14 protein-coding genes are annotated in these 17,132 nt (G+C 57.8%); 6 read left to right on the forward strand and 8 right to left on the reverse strand.

Going from position 1 to position 17,132, the window contains the following annotated elements:
* Positions 1-2 precede the first annotated feature (2 nt).
* Positions 3-1,523 carry a SpoVR family protein gene (locus ACSMDR_RS01730; protein ID WP_436466816.1) on the forward strand — a complete coding sequence of 507 codons (1,521 nt, stop codon included), beginning with the start codon at positions 3-5 and terminating at the stop codon, positions 1,521-1,523.
* A gap of 97 nt (positions 1,524-1,620) precedes the next feature.
* Here ACSMDR_RS01730 and fadR read toward each other — a convergent pair whose 3' ends face one another.
* Complete coding sequence (gene fadR / locus ACSMDR_RS01735) at positions 1,621-2,334, reverse strand: fatty acid metabolism transcriptional regulator FadR (RefSeq protein WP_436466817.1); 714 nt, start codon at positions 2,332-2,334, stop codon at positions 1,621-1,623.
* A 331-nt stretch (positions 2,335-2,665) separates the two neighbouring features.
* Here fadR and nhaB point away from each other — a divergent pair, with 331 nt between their 5' ends.
* Positions 2,666-4,249 (forward strand): Na(+)/H(+) antiporter NhaB, encoded by a 1,584-nt coding sequence (gene nhaB / locus ACSMDR_RS01740; RefSeq protein WP_436466818.1) that lies wholly within the window; start codon positions 2,666-2,668, stop codon positions 4,247-4,249.
* Between the two features lie 82 nt (positions 4,250-4,331).
* Positions 4,332-4,853 (forward strand): disulfide bond formation protein DsbB, encoded by a 522-nt coding sequence (dsbB, locus tag ACSMDR_RS01745; RefSeq protein WP_436466819.1) that lies wholly within the window; start codon positions 4,332-4,334, stop codon positions 4,851-4,853.
* Positions 4,854-5,032: 179 nt separating this feature from the next.
* On the opposite strand, the gene ACSMDR_RS01750 is transcribed toward dsbB, so the two are convergent.
* The 4 genes from ACSMDR_RS01750 to apbC form a co-directional block, all read right to left on the reverse strand.
* Positions 5,033-6,502: an inorganic phosphate transporter gene (locus ACSMDR_RS01750; RefSeq protein ID WP_436466820.1), complete on the reverse strand. Its 1,470-nt coding sequence runs from the start codon at positions 6,500-6,502 to the stop codon at positions 5,033-5,035.
* Between the two features lie 599 nt (positions 6,503-7,101).
* The gene (dcd, locus tag ACSMDR_RS01755) at positions 7,102-7,683 is read right to left on the reverse strand and encodes a dCTP deaminase (RefSeq protein ID WP_005902592.1); all 582 of its coding nucleotides are present in this window, start codon (positions 7,681-7,683) and stop codon (positions 7,102-7,104) included.
* Positions 7,684-7,749: 66 nt separating this feature from the next.
* A complete protein-coding gene (gene udk, locus ACSMDR_RS01760) occupies positions 7,750-8,394 on the reverse strand; it encodes a uridine kinase (RefSeq protein ID WP_005902590.1) in 645 nt (214 codons plus the stop codon).
* Positions 8,395-8,503: 109 nt separating this feature from the next.
* Positions 8,504-9,586, reverse strand: a complete 1,083-nt coding sequence (gene apbC, locus ACSMDR_RS01765) for an iron-sulfur cluster carrier protein ApbC (protein ID WP_436466821.1) — start codon at positions 9,584-9,586, stop codon at positions 8,504-8,506.
* Positions 9,587-9,749: 163 nt separating this feature from the next.
* On the opposite strand from apbC, the gene metG reads away from it, so the two are divergent.
* The gene (metG, locus tag ACSMDR_RS01770; RefSeq protein WP_436466822.1) at positions 9,750-11,783 is read left to right on the forward strand and encodes a methionine--tRNA ligase; all 2,034 of its coding nucleotides are present in this window, start codon (positions 9,750-9,752) and stop codon (positions 11,781-11,783) included.
* 117 nt (positions 11,784-11,900) lie between these two features.
* Here metG and ACSMDR_RS01775 read toward each other — a convergent pair whose 3' ends face one another.
* Together ACSMDR_RS01775 and yccX are read right to left on the reverse strand one after the other, a co-directional pair.
* On the reverse strand, positions 11,901-12,719 hold the full coding sequence (locus ACSMDR_RS01775) for a CHAD domain-containing protein (protein WP_436466823.1): 819 nt from the start codon (positions 12,717-12,719) through the stop codon (positions 11,901-11,903).
* Between the two features lie 159 nt (positions 12,720-12,878).
* Positions 12,879-13,151 carry an acylphosphatase gene (gene yccX / locus ACSMDR_RS01780; protein WP_005908517.1) on the reverse strand — a complete coding sequence of 91 codons (273 nt, stop codon included), beginning with the start codon at positions 13,149-13,151 and terminating at the stop codon, positions 12,879-12,881.
* A gap of 84 nt (positions 13,152-13,235) precedes the next feature.
* On the opposite strand from yccX, the gene ACSMDR_RS01785 reads away from it, so the two are divergent.
* Entirely contained in the window at positions 13,236-14,666 is a 1,431-nt protein-coding gene (locus tag ACSMDR_RS01785; RefSeq protein ID WP_436466824.1) for a methyl-accepting chemotaxis protein, read from the forward strand.
* A gap of 92 nt (positions 14,667-14,758) precedes the next feature.
* Complete coding sequence (locus ACSMDR_RS01790) at positions 14,759-15,952, forward strand: class I SAM-dependent methyltransferase (protein ID WP_436466825.1); 1,194 nt, start codon at positions 14,759-14,761, stop codon at positions 15,950-15,952.
* 403 nt (positions 15,953-16,355) lie between these two features.
* Here ACSMDR_RS01790 and ACSMDR_RS01795 read toward each other — a convergent pair whose 3' ends face one another.
* Positions 16,356-17,000: a glutathione S-transferase family protein gene (locus ACSMDR_RS01795; RefSeq protein WP_436466826.1), complete on the reverse strand. Its 645-nt coding sequence runs from the start codon at positions 16,998-17,000 to the stop codon at positions 16,356-16,358.
* Positions 17,001-17,132: the final 132 nt, after the last annotated feature.

Here is a 17,132-nt window from a genome sequence, read left to right on the forward strand (position 1 = left end):
ATATGACAGAAACAGCCAGAACCTTTGCGCCCTTCGATGATGGGCCAGACTGGAACTTCGATCTGCTGGAGATCTACCACAAGGAGATAGCGCGCGTCGCCAAGCACTATCGCCTGGATACCTACCCCAACCAGATAGAGGTGATCACCGCCGAACAGATGATGGATGCCTACTCCAGCGTCGGCATGCCCATTGGCTACCAGCATTGGTCATTCGGCAAGCGTTTCATCCACACCGAGCGCAACTACAAGCGAGGCCAGATGGGGCTCGCGTATGAAATAGTGATCAACTCGGATCCCTGCATCGCCTATCTGATGGAGGAGAACACCATGCCGATGCAGGCCCTGGTGATGGCTCACGCCTGCTATGGCCACAACTCGTTTTTCAAGAACAACTATCTGTTCAAGACCTGGACGGATGCCTCATCCATCATCGATTACCTGTTATTTGCCAAAAACTACATCACCGAGTGCGAAGAAAAGCACGGCATAGACGCGGTAGAGCGGCTGATTGATGCCTGCCATGCTCTGATGAACTTCGGGGTGGATCGCTATAAACGGCCCCAGAAGATCTCGTTGGCCGAGGAGAAACGACGCCAGAAGGCCCGTGAGGATTATTTGCAGACCCAGGTCAATGAGCTGTGGCGCACCCTGCCCAAGCAGCACAAGTCCTCCAATGTGGCTGACAGACACTACCCCTCGGAACCTCAGGAAAATCTGCTCTATTTCATCGAGAAGAATGCCCCCCTGCTCGAGCCTTGGCAGCGGGAAATCGTGCGCATAGTGCGCAAGATAAGCCAGTACTTCTATCCCCAGAAACAGACCCAGGTCATGAACGAAGGCTGGGCCACCTTCTGGCACTACACCATACTCAACCACCTTTATGATGAGGGGAAATTGAGTGATCGCTTCATGATGGAGGTGCTGCACAGCCACACCAATGTGGTCTACCAGCCCCCCTATAACAGTCGCTACTACTCGGGGATCAATCCCTATGCCCTGGGATTTGCCATGTTCATCGATCTGCGGCGCATTTGTGAGCACCCGACCGAAGAGGACAGGCGCTGGTTCCCCGACTATGCCGGCACCAACTGGGTGGATACCCTCCACTTTGCCATGCAGAACTTCAAGGATGAGAGCTTCATCAGCCAGTTTCTCAGCCCGAAAGTGATGCGCGATCTGAAACTGTTCGCCATCGATGATGACGATCTGAAGAACTACCTCAAGATTGCGGCCATCCATAACGAAGAGGGTTATCACCTGGTCCGCAACGCCCTCTCGGCCCAGTACAATCTCAGCAATCTGGAGCCCAACATCCAAGTCTATGATGTGGCCGTGAAGGGGGATCGCGCTCTGACCTTGCGTTATATTCCTCACAACCGCATCCCACTCGGCGACTCCCATCATGAAGTGCTCAAGCATGTGCATCTGCTATGGGGGTTTGATGTCGTGCTGGAGCAAGACAATGGCGATCTGCCAAGTGATCTGATCGGTCGTTGCCCAGAGCGACGCCTCTCCCCTTAACCCTGCCCCATGACAGCTAATGCAAAGAGCGCGCCCTAAGGCGCGCTCTTTTATCATGTCGTGACACGGCGAGATCCCCTGCTGGGGCTCGACCTCATCAGTTATCGCACAGGTTGCTCGGCATATCTGTACGCAGGCGAGTCCATAATTTACCGGACTCAATACCGTACTGGCGCACCGTCTTGTAGACGTCTTCGTGATTCTTGGTCTCGGCCAGTACCAGCAATGCCTTGTAATAGGCATCTGCGGCGGCGCGAGCCTGACCATCGGAGAAGTAGTAACGACCGACCCGGCTATAGAGCCCCTTGAAACCGTTCAGGATCAACGCATAGATAGGATTGCCCGAGGCGAAGGAGAGCTGATGATGTAGGCGGTAGTCAAACTCGGCATAGGAGTCGGCACTGTTATCGACACTATTGGCGGCGCGCAGTATCTCGGCAGCTTGTTCCGGGTTGTTGCGGATGGCCCCCCGGATAAAGATGGTGCAAATATTGGTACGCGCAGACAACAGTTGGGCCACCAGATCCGGCACCTTGTCCTGATCCAGACGGGCAAGCGTCTCGAGGATGTTGAGACCAGAGGTTTCCCAGAAGTTGTTGACCTTGGTCGGCTTACCATGCTGAATGGTCAGCCAGCCATCACGGGCCAAGCGTTGCAGCACTTCACGCAGCGTAGTGCGGGTAACACCGATTAATTCGGACAGCTCGCGCTCTGCCGGCAGTATGGATCCGGGAGGAAAGCGATTGTTCCAAATGGACTCGATGATATATTCCTCGGCAAACCCGGCAGGGCTCTGCGCTTTTATAACCATGAAGTGACTCGATTCTCGTGCGTAAAAAGGCTCCCGAATAATAGCAAAGCAGAGGGGCGTGGCAAGCAGAAGGTCAGTCCTCTGCTCACATAACCGAGCAGTTTTGTTATCAAAACGTATATAAATCCATCACCCGTTGAGTTCGAGACTCATGTATGCCCCTGAATTGAAGCAAGTCATGGGCAAGCACCATTATGTAATTTATAGTTAGCCCCATTTTTGATTAAAATCATGGGGAATCAATCAAATAAGCGACAGCATCTTGGTGTGTGCCCGTCATCGTCCAGGGTATCAACACAGCGTCCAACAATAATCACTGAGACTCACTATTATGCCGATTAGCCTAGGGCAAGCCTTTGCGAAGAACTTTCTAGGGCATGCCCCAAACTGGTACAAGAGCGCCATCATCGCCTTCTTGATCATTAACCCTATCGCCTTCCACCTGGACCCCTTCTTCGCTGGCTGGTTATTAGTGGTGGAGTTCATCTTCACCCTGGCCATGGCCCTCAAATGCTACCCGCTGCAACCAGGTGGCCTGCTCGCCATCGAGGCGGTGCTGATCGGTATGACCTCGGCCGAGCAGGTCAAACATGAGCTGGTAGCCAATATAGAAGTGCTCTTGCTATTGGTATTCATGGTGGCAGGCATCTACTTCATGAAGCAGTTGCTGCTCTATGTGTTTACCAAGATGCTGATCCGCATACGCTCCAAGACCTTGCTTTCCCTGGCCTTCTGCCTAGTGTCGGCCTTCCTCTCGGCCTTCCTGGATGCCCTGACGGTCATCGCCGTGGTGATCAGCGTCGCCACCGGTTTCTACGCTATCTATCACAAGGTCTCCTCCGGCAAGGAGTTTGGTCATGATCACGACCACACGGATGATGTCACCGTCGCCGACCTCAACCGCCAGCACCTGGAAGATTTTCGTGCCTTCCTGCGCAGTCTGATGATGCATGCCGCCATAGGTACTGCCCTTGGTGGCGTCTGTACGCTCGTCGGCGAGCCCCAAAACCTCATCATTGGCGAGCAGGCGGGTTGGCACTTCGGCGAGTTCGCCATGCGCATGTCACCGGTCACCATTCCCGTGTTCTTCTGCGGCCTGCTCACCTGCGTACTGGTTGAGAAGTGTCGCTGGTTTGGCTATGGCGCCAAGTTGCCCAACGCGGTCCGCCGCATCATGGAAGACTACAATCGCTACGAAGACGAACGTCGCACCCCTCAGGACAAAGCCAAGTTGATTGCCCAGGCCCTGATTGCCGTCTGGCTGATCACCGGTCTGGCCATGCATCTGGCCGCCGTCGGCCTCATCGGGTTGACCGTCATCGTGCTGGCTACCTCATTGACCGGCATCACCGAAGAGCATGCCCTTGGCAAGGCCTTCGAAGAGGCGTTGCCCTTCACCGCCCTGCTTGCCGTCTTCTTCAGCGTGGTGGCCGTCATCATCGATCAGCAGCTGTTCAGACCGGTGATCCAGACGGTGCTCTCCGCCGATCCGGACGATCAGCTGGCCCTCTTCTATCTGGCCAATGGTCTGCTCTCCATGGTGAGTGACAACGTCTTCGTCGGCACCGTCTACATCAACGAGGTGAAGACGGCCCTGTTAAACGGTGCCATCAACCGGGATCAGTTCGACATGCTGGCCGTCGCCATCAATACCGGCACCAACTTGCCATCCGTTGCCACCCCCAACGGTCAGGCGGCCTTCCTGTTCATGCTCACCTCGGCACTGGCTCCCCTGTTGCGCCTCTCCTATGGTCGCATGGTGTGGATGGCTCTGCCCTATACCATAGTGCTGGGTGGTATTGGCTTCATCGCAGTGGAGTTTTTGCTCGGCCCTCTTACCCACTGGTACTACGAGATGGGCTGGCTGTTGCATCACAGCAGTGCCGCCAGCAGTGCATTGCCAATGGCACACTGAGGAAAGGGCCCAGGAGGGGCCCTTTTCTTTTGCGCCTTGCTCTGCTCTAATCCGTCTCATCTTCCCCTTCAGGATCAATCAGATGATTGCATTTCTCCGCCATATTGCCTGTCAACGCTGGGCCTGGGGCCTGCTGGCCGCTTCCGCTCTTTTCCTTGAATTGTGCGCCCTCTTCTTCCAGCACATCCTGGGATTGCATCCCTGCGTCATGTGCATCTATGAACGTATTGCCACCCTTGGCGTACTCACCGCTGGCCTGATTGGCATGGTCAATCCGCAGAAGTGGTATCTGCGCTGGAGTGCGTTGCTGCTCTGGGCCTTCAGTGCCTTCCGCGGCCTGCAACTGGCGCTGCAGCACGTTGATTACCAGATAAATCCCTCCCCCTTCAATGTCTGCAGCCCCTATGCCGACTTCCCAAGCTGGCTGCCCCTGGACACCTGGGTTCCCTGGCTCTTCTTCCCCGATGGGGATTGCAGCGAGATCAGTTGGCAGTTCCTCGGCTTATCCATGCCCCAATGGCTGGTCGCCATCTTCGCCGCCTACCTGCTGGTGGCAACCGTGGTGATGATTGGCAATCTGGTCAAGGGCCGCTGCTGCAATTGAACTCTCCCCTGTTCATGAAAAGAGGCGCCCGAGGGCGCCTTTTTTTATCTGCATTCTGTCTGCTCTCTGAATGGTTCGGGAGTTGCAGGGGATGGGCGAACCTCCCGTAAATGAGGCAGATATACAAACCAAAAAAGCCGCCTTGCGGGCGGCTTGCATTGTCTGTTGCTCATGGTGACTTAGCCCAACAGGGCATTGCTCAGGATGAAGAGCCCACCCGAGAGCACCATGGTCAGTGGCAAGGTCAACGCCCAGGCGATCAATATGGTCTTGATGGTCTGACTCTGCAGACCAGAGCCGTTGGCCACCATGGTCCCCGCCACCGCCGAGGAGAGGATGTGGGTGGTGGAGACCGGCATACCGGTCAGACTGGCGATCCCTATCGAGGTTGCGGCCGTGATCTGGGCGGCAATACCCTGGCTATAGGTCATACCGCTCGAGCCAATCTTCTCACCGACGGTGTGAACAATACGGCGCCAACCCACCATGGTACCGCACCCCAGAGCCAGGGCGATGGAGACGATGACCCAAGTCGGGGCATATTCTGCGGTCGCAGTCAGATCCTTGCGCCACTTGGCGAGATCGGTCAGCTCCTTGCTGGGTAACGGCAATTTGGCGACTTTGCGGGCAGTATCATCGACACACAGCAGCAGACGGCGCACTTCACGGCGCTCTTCCAGGCTCAGACCATCGTAGCTGCGTACCTTGCCAAGTCTGTCATCCAGGGTGGCCATGGCGGACATGGCATCGCCTGCCTCGCAATGGGTCACCGGCTCATGATTGACCTTGGCGGAGCGCTGGAAATCGATGAGGCCAGCCAGTTGATCCTGATTGCGCTGATAGATCTCGGTAATGCGGCGGTTGGCATCCTGGGTTCTGTCTATGTCATAAGGACGGCTGCCCATGTCGAGCGCAAAATAAGCGGGGGCCATGCAGATGAGTACCAGCATCACCAGACCTATTCCTTTCTGACCATCATTGGAGCCATGCACGAAGCTCACCCCCATGGCTGATGCCACTAGGGTCAAGCGGGCCCAGAATGGCGGGTGCTTCTTGCCATCCACCAACAACCGTTCTTCCGGGGTTTTGTGGATTTTACTGCCTCGCCAGACGCGCTTGAGCGCCAGCAGCAGCCCGGCCGCAATGATAAAGCCCAGCGTGGGAGAGACGATCAACGACAGCATGATGTCGATGGACTTGCCAACGTTGATCCCCTGCGACAGGGGCTGATCGTTGATCCAGGCATAGGCGCCACCCACCCCAAGAATTGAGCCAATCAGGGTGTGGGAGCTGGAAGCCGGAATACCGAAATACCAGGTTCCCAGATTCCAGACGATGGCGGAGAAGAGCAGGGAGAAGACCATGACCAGCCCCTGACTTGAATCCATACCCAGTAGCAGATCGATAGGCAACAGGTGGACGATGGCATAAGCCACCCCAAGGCCACCGAGCATGACACCGGCAAAGTTGAACATCCCGGAGGCCACCACTGCCATGTTTGCAGGCATGGCCTTGGTGTAAATCACGGTTGCTACCGCATTGGCAGTGTCATGAAAACCATTGATGAATTCATAGGTCAGGACAAAGAGCACGGCCAGCGCCAAGCCGATGAACCACCACACACCCAAACCGTTAATCATTTCCAGCATAAAAACGAACCTGTTTATGAGTTGCGGCGGATTATGCCCAGATGGCTCAGGGGGCAATAGCCACCGCTGAAATATTTAAGTCATAAAAATAAAGCGCATTTTAAAAAACCAAGGCAGACCCCTTGCCCCATGGGCCTGTCAACAATTCATTAATATAAGGATTACGAGCGGCAGCAGGGCCAAAAAACGCGAACGGTGGCTAAAATACGCTCAACATTAGCGATGTCGTGGCCAAAAATAGAAACCATGCCAATCTTTATGGCGAGAAAAAGCTGGGTGATAGCCACACATTCATGACAGATAGCGCATCTATCAGCGGCGCCAGGTGGCATGGTCCCTTTGTGATGCGCCGATTCGCCGCCGCTTTTCGCCCCCATGCCATCGGCTGACCCTGCACTGTATGGCCACGATGGTGATGGAGTGTGCAACGGGTATCCATGACGAGCAGAACGCATCCTCCCCTATGTCATCGCCGTTCAATCTGACTGATCAGGCGTACGGCTCTCATGCCGATCGACACACCCTGTTCAGAGGCAATGGGGGGGCAGCGAGCAGTAAAAAGGCGCCACAGAGGCGCCTTTACCGGGAGAAAAAGCCACTCAGTCTTCGCTCATGCGGCTGGCGACCGCACCTTGCTGACTCTTGTACTTGGCATTTTCACGCTTGTTGTAAGGTCTGGCGGCGGCGCCGGAGAGCATCTCGAAGTTGAGCGCCCCTATCTTCATCTTGGGACGCAGTGCCAGCGGCAGTTTGCCGCCGTTGTAGAACTCGAGCACGATGCGACCGGACCAACCCGGATCGATGCGGTGTGCAGTCACGTGCACCATCAACCCGAGACGGGCCAACGAGGAGCGACCATCGAGCCAGCCAACGATGTCGGCAGGCAAGGTTACAGATTCATAGGTCACTGCCAGGGCCAGTTGACCCGGGTGCAGATAGAAGGCATCCCCATCCGCGATGTGGATCTCCTCGCTCATCACCCGATCGATGGCACTGGCCATCTCGCTACTCGGGCCACTGAGATCGATGAAGGGCGCGGTGTGATCGCGAAATACGCGGAACTCATTGCCGAGCAGCACATCGACGCTGACGCCGCTGATCCGCTCTACTCCGGGCCTGGGTTCGATGACTATCTTGCCTTCATCCAGATGACGTTCGATATCGGTATCACAAAGACGCATTGAGCGACTCTCCTGACAAAAATGGCATTTAAAAAAGCCTGGCAGTGACCCGGCTTCCTCATGTTGTTAACCCACCAGCATGTGGCGAATACGCGCCTTGAGCATGTCGATGGCGATGCGGTTCTTGCCGCCGCGGGGCACGATCACGTCCGCATATTGCTTGGAGGGATCGATGAACTGCAGGAACATGGGACGCACAGTTTTCTGGTACTGCTTGAGCACCGAGTCCATGGTACGGCCACGCTCTTGCACATCGCGCACCAGACGACGCACCAGACAGATGTCTAGAGGGGTATCCATGAAGATGGAGGCATCCATCAGCTCGCGCAGTCGGCTATCGGTCAACAGCAGTATCCCTTCGAGGATGATGACCTTGCGCGGTGCAAAATAGCTGGTTTCGCTGATACGAGTGTGTTCCGTGTAGGAGTACTGGGGGATCTCGACCCCTGCCCCCTTGATCAGCTGCACCAGGTGCTCGACCAGCAGGCTGTGATCCATGGCGCTGGGGTGGTCGTAGTTGGTCTTGACCCGCTCTTCCATGGTCAGATGGGTCTGATCTTTGTAGTAACAATCTTCGGAGATCACCCCGATCTCACCCGCCCCCAGTTCGGCCACCAGCTCTTCGTAGATGGTCTGGGCGATGAGGCTCTTGCCGGACGCTGACGCCCCTGCAATGGCGATGATCACACACGAATGTTGAGTATCAGACATGACAAATACCTAAAAAAGAAGCGCTGCGGGAAAGGTTTAAACCGATCCATTATATGGAAAAGGGTGGAGCCTGCCCACCCTAAATACCCACCGAACCGTCAACCGACGATTATTCATCCACCGCCAGGGTAAACAGAGGGGTCGCAATCGGTTTCCCGCTGAAATAGAGGGCGGCGGCAACCCGACGGGCCAGCTTCAAATAACTCTGAGCCAGCTCCCCTTCCGGTGCGAAGAAGACGGTCGGACAGCCATCATCCATGTGCTGACGGATGTCGATGTGCAGTGGCAACTGACCGAGCAAGTCCATATGGTACTGCTCCGCCATCTTCTGACCGCCGCCAGTGCCGAACAGGGCCTCGTGATGACCGCAGGCGCTGCACAGGTAATAGCTCATGTTCTCTATGATGCCGAGCACGGGCACATTGACCTTGTTGAACATGGCGATGCCCTTGCGCGCATCTGCCAGGGCCACGTCCTGAGGGGTGGTAACGATGACGGCCCCCGAGGTCGGCACCTGCTGGGCCATGGTGAGCTGGATGTCGCCGGTGCCCGGCGGCATATCGACCACCAGATAATCCAGCTCGCCCCAACGGGTTTCATTCAGTATCTGCGCCAATGCCTTGCTCGCCATGGGGCCACGCCAGATGGTGGCATCCTGCTCGGCCACCAGATAGCCGATGCTGTTACTCTTCAGGCCGCATGCTTCCACCGGCAGCATGGTCTTGCCATCGTGACTGCTGGGGCGCTCTTGCTGGGAACCCAGCATGGTGGGGACCGATGGGCCATAAATGTCAGCATCCAGAATGGCGACCCGCGCCCCCTCTTTTTGCAACGCCAGCGCCAGATTGACGGCGGTAGTGGATTTACCCACACCACCCTTGCCAGAAGCGACGACCAGGATATTGCGAATGCCCTGCACCGCATTGAGATTCTGGGCTCGGGGCATGCTGGCCACGTCGATGTCGCATTGCCACGCTATCTGGCTCGCCCCGGTCAGAGTGCGCAGCCTGTCGTCAAACTCGGCCTGGATCTGTTCAAGCCAGGAAAGACCGGCAAAGGGAAGTACCAATCTGATCTGTAGGGTCTGCTCCTGCTCGCTGATGGCACGGACAAAGCCGGCGTCAACCAGATCCTTGCCCCAACCTATGGGCTTAAATTCGGCAAGTACCTGTTTAACTGAATCAATCACCATGAAATCCCCATTATGTCGTCATTATGCTGAGGGTGAGTGGCGAACCTGGCTCACCAGGGCCAAGCCCGCGTCCATGACGGGCCGCAGACCTAGGCAGGCCGCCCCCAATTCGGGTAACATGCTCGGCACTGTATCATCCCAACAGGCACATAAAGAACGTATTATGGCAACTGATCCTCGTACAATGCTGGTAACCTGCGCCCTTCCCTACGCCAATGGCTCCATCCATCTTGGCCACATGCTGGAACATATCCAGGCCGATATCTGGGTTCGTTATCAGCGAATGCGTGGCCATCAGGTGCATTTCGTCTGTGCCGACGATGCCCACGGCACCCCTATCATGCTCAAGGCGCAGCAGCTCGGGATCACCCCGGAAGCGATGATAGCGGCCGTGTCCGAAGAACATCAGACCGATTTCGCCGGCTTCAACATCAGCTTCGACAACTATCATTCCACCCACAGCAACGAGAACCGCGAACTGGCGGAGCTGATCTATGGCCGTCTGAAAACGGGTGACTTCATCAAGGGCCGCACCATCACCCAGCTGTTCGATCCGGAAAAGTCCATGTTCCTGCCGGACCGTTTCGTCAAGGGCACCTGCCCCAAGTGCAAATCCCCGGAACAATACGGTGACAACTGCGATGCTTGCGGCGCCACCTACAGCCCGACCGAGCTGATCGATCCCAAATCCGCCGTCTCCGGCGCCACGCCGGTGATGAAGGATTCCGAGCACTTCTTCTTCGACCTGCCTCAGTTCGAAACCTGGCTTGCCGGGTGGGTGCGCGGATCCGGCGCCATCCAGGAAGAGATGGCCAACAAGATGCAGGAGTGGTTCGAGAGCGGCCTGCAGCAGTGGGACATCACCCGTGACGCCCCCTATTTCGGCTTCGAAATTCCCGGGGCACCCGGCAAATACTTCTACGTCTGGCTGGATGCCCCCATCGGTTACATGGCGTCGTTCAAGAATCTGTGTGACAAGCGTGGCGACATCGATTTTGACAGCTACTGGAAGAAAGACTCCAGCGCCGAGCTCTATCACTTCATCGGCAAGGACATCGCTTATTTCCACTGCCTGTTCTGGCCAGCCATGCTGGAAGGCGCCGGTTTCCGTCAGCCGACCAAGGTCAACGTGCACGGCTATGTGACCGTCAACGGCGCCAAGATGTCCAAGTCCAAGGGCACCTTCATCAAGGCGAGCACCTATCTCAAGCATCTCGACCCGGAATGCCTGCGTTACTACTACGCCGCCAAGCTCAACAGCCGCATCGACGATCTGGATCTCAACCTCGACGACTTCGTGCAGCGCGTCAACGCCGACGTGGTCAACAAGCTGGTCAACCTCGCTTCCCGTAACGCAGGCTTTATCGCCAAGCGCTTTGACGGCAAACTGGCGGACAGTTGCAGCGAACCCGCGCTCTACAGCGAGTTTGCCAGCGCCAGCGCCTCCATCGCCGAGGCCTATGAGGCGCGCGAGTTCAGCCGCGCCATCCGCGAAATCATGGCCCTGGCCGACAAGGCCAACCGCTACGTCGATGAGAAGGCGCCCTGGGTGCTGGCCAAGCAGGAGGGCGCAGATGCCGAGCTGCAAGAAGTCTGCTCCGTGGGCATCAACCTGTTCCGGGTGCTGATGGCCTACCTCAAGCCGGTGATGCCGCTCTTGGCCGAGCGCGCCGAAGCCTTCCTGGGCGAGACCCTCACCTGGGAAGGAGTGGCCCTGCCACTCACCAATCATCAGCTGACCCCGTTCAAGGCACTGTTCGCCCGTATCGAACCCGCTAAAATTGAGGCCATGATTGAGGCCTCCAAAGAAGATCTCGCCAAAGAGCAGGCCCCCAAGCTGGCCGGCCCGCTGGCAGATGACCCCATAAGCCCAACCATCTCCTATGAGGATTTCGCCAAGATCGATCTGCGCGTGGCACTGATCAAGAAGGCCGAGGCCGTACCTGAAGCCGACAAACTGCTCAAGTTGCAGCTGGATCTCGGCGGAGAGACCCGCCAGGTGTTCGCTGGCATCAAGTCCGCCTACAACCCGGAAGATCTGGAAGGTAAGCTGACGGTGATGGTGGCCAACCTGGCGCCGCGCAAGATGCGCTTTGGCATGTCCGAAGGCATGGTGCTGGCCGCGGGCCCGGGGGGCAAAGATCTCTGGATTTTGGAGCCGCAGGAAGGGGCCCAGCCTGGCATGCGGGTCAAGTAAACCGCAGCACATGACTAAGATGAGGGGCCCAATGGGCCCCTCATCTTTTCTGTGTCGCCCTCACCGGGGAGGGCATCAAAGTGCTAGCGACGGATCTATCTGATTGGCAACGGCGCCTCAATCGACCTTAAGCATCAGGAGACTCAGCCCCACCAGCTCACCGCGCTGACAGGAGAGCCGTCGCAGCTGCCATCCCCCTTTCTTGCGCAGGGCCCGCAGCAGCCGTTGCTGCTTGGCGGTATTTTTTTCCCGGCGCAACCGCTTGTACCACTGCCGACCATCTTGCAACTGCCCCAACTGCTCCTGCCAACGACCCAGCAGCGTCAGCCAGTCCGGATCCCCCGCCCCCATGGCCACCAAGAGCTCGCAGCCATATCGTATCTGCTTGATCTCGGCCCGGACCTTGTGCCATTGGCGCAGCAACTTGTCATTCTTGAGCTTCTTGGACTTGGCGCTCTGCTCGTCATCACTCTGGTTGAGCAACAGGCTCAGCCGCAGACCCAATTGCAATCGATACCAGGCGAGTGGATCAAATCCCGCTGGCACCTGCGCCACCGCATCGAGCCACTCATCGAGGGCCACCGCCAGCATGGGCACCTTGACCGAGTCGGCTGGCGAGGTGCCCCCTTTGCCCTCTTTCTCCTCACCCTTGCCTTTTCCCGCCGGCTTGTGATGCACAAAATGGCTGGCATAGACCTGCTCATCGCGCAGCGGCGAGAGACGACGCACCGCATTCAGCAGCCGCCGCTCCAGCCTGGGGTGGTAGATAAGCGGGCGCCATAGCGCCAGCAGGGCATGGAGCCTGCGCGCCGCGATACGGTAGCCGTGGACTTGCTCCAGGCCCGCCTGCTGGCGCAGGGCCAGGGTCGCCGCCCAGTAGTGGTTGATGAGAGCCCGCGCCTGGCCAAGCAATCGTTCGCGCAAGGGATCGTCCATGAAGTCACTCCTGTTTATTGCAATGCCAATAATGACAATGGTGACGCACCGGCACTACCAAGCACTGATGAAGCGAGGGCCTGGATCCTGGCGCTAGCCAATTGCCTGCTCGCAGGCTGGAACAAGCAAGCCACTCGGGTATGGCGGGCATGATCGCCGCTAATTGATGTGAAAGCCCGCCCTGACCTCCCCCTCATGAGCCACATACTCGATATGGGTCACGGCGGCGGTGCGGGGACCATGCTCAAGCCAACCCAGCATCATCTGCACCTGCTCCTTGGGGCCGCAGATCAGGACCTCGACCGACCCATCATCCAGGTTATAAGCATGCCCCCTCAGACCCAGCTGCACCGCCAGCTCCTGAGTGAAGTAGCGAAACCCTACCCCTTGCACTCGCCCAAAAACCTTGACCGAAAACGCTTGCTCTCCCATTTTTCACACCTTTTCCTTAAGCAATGAGAGGGCAAGCCGATAATCAAGCCGACTCTCTCTGTTGTGCAGGATGCAAATACCATTATGAAAGAAGTAAAGTTTCGTTGGGTTGACCGCTATCTCATTCATCTCACCATCAGTGAAAAATTCCTCATTACCTTCTGGTGCCCACTGATCTTCATCGCCGTACTCTCCTGGTATCTGCTATCGAGCAGCCACACCCAGCAGATGCAACTGCGCCTCGACGCCTTGCAAAGCAAGGTTGAGACCACGGCCCAGCTAGTCAGCCAGCAACCAACCCTGACTCTGCCTGCGGGCTTGAGCCTAAGTTCAAACGGCACGTCTGGCATCAGCAAGCAGGGCGAGCGGCACAGCGTCACCGCCAGTGCCGGCCAGGCGGGGTACCTCACCGGCACCCTGGACGCCAGCCAGTTCTCCCCCTGGGATCACCAGAGTACCACGCTCACCATCATCACGTTGGTGGCCGCCCTGATGGCGCTGATTACCCATTATCTGATGACCTTCGTATCCGGCGCCCTCTATTCCACCAACAAGGCCCTGCAGACCGTGGCCGATGGCGACCTCACCCATCGCCTGAACTTCTTCCCGGTGCGGGACGAGTTTTCCGTGCTGGCGGGCAGCATCGACCGATTTACCGACCGTCAGCATAAGATAGTGCAATTGGTGGAAGAGTCTGCCGAAGCCCTGGCGATGGCCGCCGACGAGTTTCGCGACCATGCCAGTAACGGGGAATCCCTGGCCATGGATCAGCGTCAGCACATGGACTCCCTCGCCGCCGCCATGGAGCAGATGTCCGCCGCCATTCGCGAGGTCGCTCGCAATGCCAACGACTCGCTGGCCCAGACCCGCCAATCGAGCGACGAGGCGAACCAGGGGGCAAACCGGGTAACGCGCACCATAGAGGCCATCGGCACCCTGGCGAGTGAGATAGGCAATGCCTCTGGCGCGGTGGAGCGGCTTAACCACAACGCTAATCGCATCAATGAGGTGATCGCCGTCATCAACGCCATCTCCCAGCAGACCAACCTGCTGGCCCTCAATGCCGCCATCGAAGCGGCCAGGGCCGGTGAACAGGGCCGCGGTTTCGCGGTGGTCGCAGACGAAGTGCGCACCCTCGCCAGCCGCACTCAGCAGGCCACCGTCGAAATCCAGAAGATGATCGAAGAGCTGCAAGGGGGCACAGGTGCACTGAACGACATCATGGAGAAGACGGTCGAGCGGGCAGAGCAGAGCCAGCGTCTGATCGCCGAAGTGGGTCTGGATATAGAGAAACTCAGCCATCACAGCGATGCCGTGCTGGAGATGAGCACCCAGATAGCCACCGCTTCCGAGCAACAAAGTTCGGTGGCCGAGGAGATCAGCCGCAATCTGGACAGGATCCGTCATGAGGCAAACCAGGTGGAAGAGTCCGCCAGCGCCTCCGTGGCAGGCACTGCCGGGATCAAGATGACGGCAACCGAGCTGACTCAGGCGCTGCGTGGTCTCAAGATCTGACTCAAGTCATCACCATTGCGTTTTGCCTTTGAGTTTTTGGGAGGGGCCACATAGAATGTGGCCCCTTTTCTTTTGACCATCTGGCAACTCTCATGAGCGCTTCCATCTATCTCGTCAAAGGCCGCGAAAAATCCCTGCTGCGCCGTCACCCCTGGATCTTCTCCAAGGGGATCGACAAAGTGCAAGGCAACCCCATCGATGGCGACACCGTCGAGATCTACTCCAACGATGGCAAGTGGCTCGCCCGCGGCGCCTGGTCCGGCAGCTCCCAGATCCGTGCCAGGGTCTGGACTTTCGATAAAGACGAGGCCGTCGACCTCGACTTCTTCATCCGTCGCCTCTCTTATGCCCAGGAGTCCCGGGATCCGCTGATCAAGCGTCAGGGCCTCACCGGCTATCGCCTGTGCGCCGCCGAATCCGATGGTCTGCCTGGGTTGACTATCGATCGCTACGCCAACTTCCTAGTATGCCAGATCCTCTCCGCCGGCGCCGAGTTCCAACGTGAGCTGATAACGCAAGCCCTGCGCGCCCTCTACCCGGAGTGCAGCATCTATGAACGCTCCGACGTGGCGGTACGCAAGAAAGAGGGGCTCAAAGAGCGCACTGGCGTCATCTATGGCGAGACGCCGAACGAACCGGTCGTGATCGAAGAGAACGGCGGCGTCAAGATCCTGGTGGACATCCGCAACGGCCACAAGACCGGCTTCTATCTGGATCAGCGCGACAACCGCCAGACCGCGGCCAAGTACGCAGAAGGCAAGCGAGTGCTCAACTGCTTCTGCTACACCGGCGGCTTCGGTATCTATGCCCTCAAGGGCGGCGCCCGGGAAGTGGTCAACGTGGATCTCTCTCAGAATGCGCTGGATGTTGCCCGTCAAAACGCCGAGCTGAACGGACTGGATGTCTCCAACACCCAGTTCGTGCGCCATGACGTCTTCAAGCTGCTGCGTGAATACCGCGAGAAGGGTGAGAAGTTCGATGTCATCGTGCTGGATCCGCCCAAGTTTGCCGATAGCAAGGCCCAATTGCTGGGTGCATGCCGCGGTTACAAGGACATCAACATGCTGGCATTCCAGCTGCTCGCACCAGGTGGCGTGCTGTTGACTTACTCCTGCACCGGGTTGATGGAGCAGAGCCTGTTCCAGAAGATAGTGGCCGATGCGGCGCTGGACGCCGGTCGTGATGCCCAGATCCTGGAGCTGCTCACCCAAGCCTCGGATCACCCCATCGGCACCGCCTATCCGGAAGGTTTCTACCTCAAGGGCATGGTAGTGCGCGCCCGCTAAGGGGCGCCGACCAAGGCTGGCCGTCCCTTATCCTGTACCAGAACAGGGCCGGGGTCAGCTCCGCCGCCATACCATCAAAAGGCCCGCTATCCCTGGCGGGCCTTCTTATAGGCGCAAAAAGAGAACCAAGGTCACGCATCCAGCCCCCTCATCGGCATTGCCCGCAGCCATCGCACTCTTGCAGCAACCTTGCCTTTAAGCTGGCTCCAGCTCATGGCCATTCGCCCAGGGCCTATGACACTCAACCCACCCGCGGGGAGACATAGGTAAGAACCCCATCGACAATCTCTCGCTGCCAGCTCTTTTCCCCTTATCCTGAACCCGGTCATTCCCCCCCATGCCTGCTTGCGACACAACATCCTGGATAGGCAGCCTGTCGGGAGCAAACCGCCAGCAGCCCGGCTCAGTCACGCGCTGGTGCACTCAGCGGGAAGTAGTGCCGAAATGGCCGCGCCTCATTCACGACACGCACCACCGAGGGCTGACTCAGCAAACGGGCACGGTAGGCCCGCAACCTGGCGTGGGTGCTTGGTATCTCGTGGGCCCAGTCGGCATAAAAGAGCGAGGGGGCGGCGGCGCAATCGGCCAAGGTGAAGCCAGCGCCGGCCATCCAGTGGCGCCCTTCCAGCCGCTGATCGAGCCAGGAGTAAATCTGATCGAGCAGCTCGCGGGCCTGCATCACGCCATAGCGGTCGCGATCATCGACCGGGCGCAGCGCATCCAGCACCACTTTTTGCATCGGCGTCATCACATAGTTGTCGAAGACGCGATCCAGCATCTGCACCTCCAGGCCCGTATCACCAGCCGGGATCAGGCTGACGGGGCCCGGGTGATGCGCCTGCAGGTGGGCGATTATGGTACTGCTCTCGAGGATACAGCGACCCTCATCGAGCAACACGGGAAAGCGCTTGAGCGGCCAGAGGGCGGCAAGTTCGGCGTTGGCCGCCGGCTCTTCGAGGTTCTGGTAGTCAAACGGGGTGGCATTCTCGTAGAGGGCGATCAGCACCTTCTGGCTGTAGGATGAGAAAGGATGGGCATAGAGTTTCATCGGGACGCTCCTTGCACTCGGATGGATGACTTCCCTAGTCTAGATCCCCTCCTCACCTTCGATGCAGCGCTTATTCCGTGCTGATTTTGGATGATATATGCACATTCATGACGAAAATAACACCCATATAAC

Origin of the sequence: Aeromonas molluscorum (assembly GCF_051376105.1) — a bacterium.
GTDB classification, from domain to species: Bacteria; Pseudomonadota; Gammaproteobacteria; order Enterobacterales; family Aeromonadaceae; genus Aeromonas; species Aeromonas molluscorum.

Bases quoted from the DNA above. Each gene is read 5' to 3' on its own strand.
- ACSMDR_RS01775 (WP_436466823.1), bottom strand. From the start codon at position 12,719: ATGGACGATCCCTTGCGCGAACGATTGCTTGGCCAGGCGCGGGCTCTC.
- metG (WP_436466822.1), top strand. From the start codon at position 9,750: ATGGCAACTGATCCTCGTACAATGCTGGTAACCTGCGCCCTTCCCTAC.
- dcd (WP_005902592.1), bottom strand. From the start codon at position 7,683: ATGCGTCTTTGTGATACCGATATCGAACGTCATCTGGATGAAGGCAAG.
- fadR (WP_436466817.1), bottom strand. From the start codon at position 2,334: ATGGTTATAAAAGCGCAGAGCCCTGCCGGGTTTGCCGAGGAATATATC.
- udk (WP_005902590.1), bottom strand. From the start codon at position 8,394: ATGTCTGATACTCAACATTCGTGTGTGATCATCGCCATTGCAGGGGCG.
- ACSMDR_RS01750 (WP_436466820.1), bottom strand. From the start codon at position 6,502: ATGCTGGAAATGATTAACGGTTTGGGTGTGTGGTGGTTCATCGGCTTG.
- dsbB (WP_436466819.1), top strand. From the start codon at position 4,332: ATGATTGCATTTCTCCGCCATATTGCCTGTCAACGCTGGGCCTGGGGC.
- ACSMDR_RS01785 (WP_436466824.1), top strand. From the start codon at position 13,236: ATGAAAGAAGTAAAGTTTCGTTGGGTTGACCGCTATCTCATTCATCTC.
- apbC (WP_436466821.1), bottom strand. From the start codon at position 9,586: ATGGTGATTGATTCAGTTAAACAGGTACTTGCCGAATTTAAGCCCATA.
- nhaB (WP_436466818.1), top strand. From the start codon at position 2,666: ATGCCGATTAGCCTAGGGCAAGCCTTTGCGAAGAACTTTCTAGGGCAT.
- ACSMDR_RS01730 (WP_436466816.1), top strand. From the start codon at position 3: ATGACAGAAACAGCCAGAACCTTTGCGCCCTTCGATGATGGGCCAGAC.
- ACSMDR_RS01790 (WP_436466825.1), top strand. From the start codon at position 14,759: ATGAGCGCTTCCATCTATCTCGTCAAAGGCCGCGAAAAATCCCTGCTG.
- ACSMDR_RS01795 (WP_436466826.1), bottom strand. From the start codon at position 17,000: ATGAAACTCTATGCCCATCCTTTCTCATCCTACAGCCAGAAGGTGCTG.
- yccX (WP_005908517.1), bottom strand. From the start codon at position 13,151: ATGGGAGAGCAAGCGTTTTCGGTCAAGGTTTTTGGGCGAGTGCAAGGG.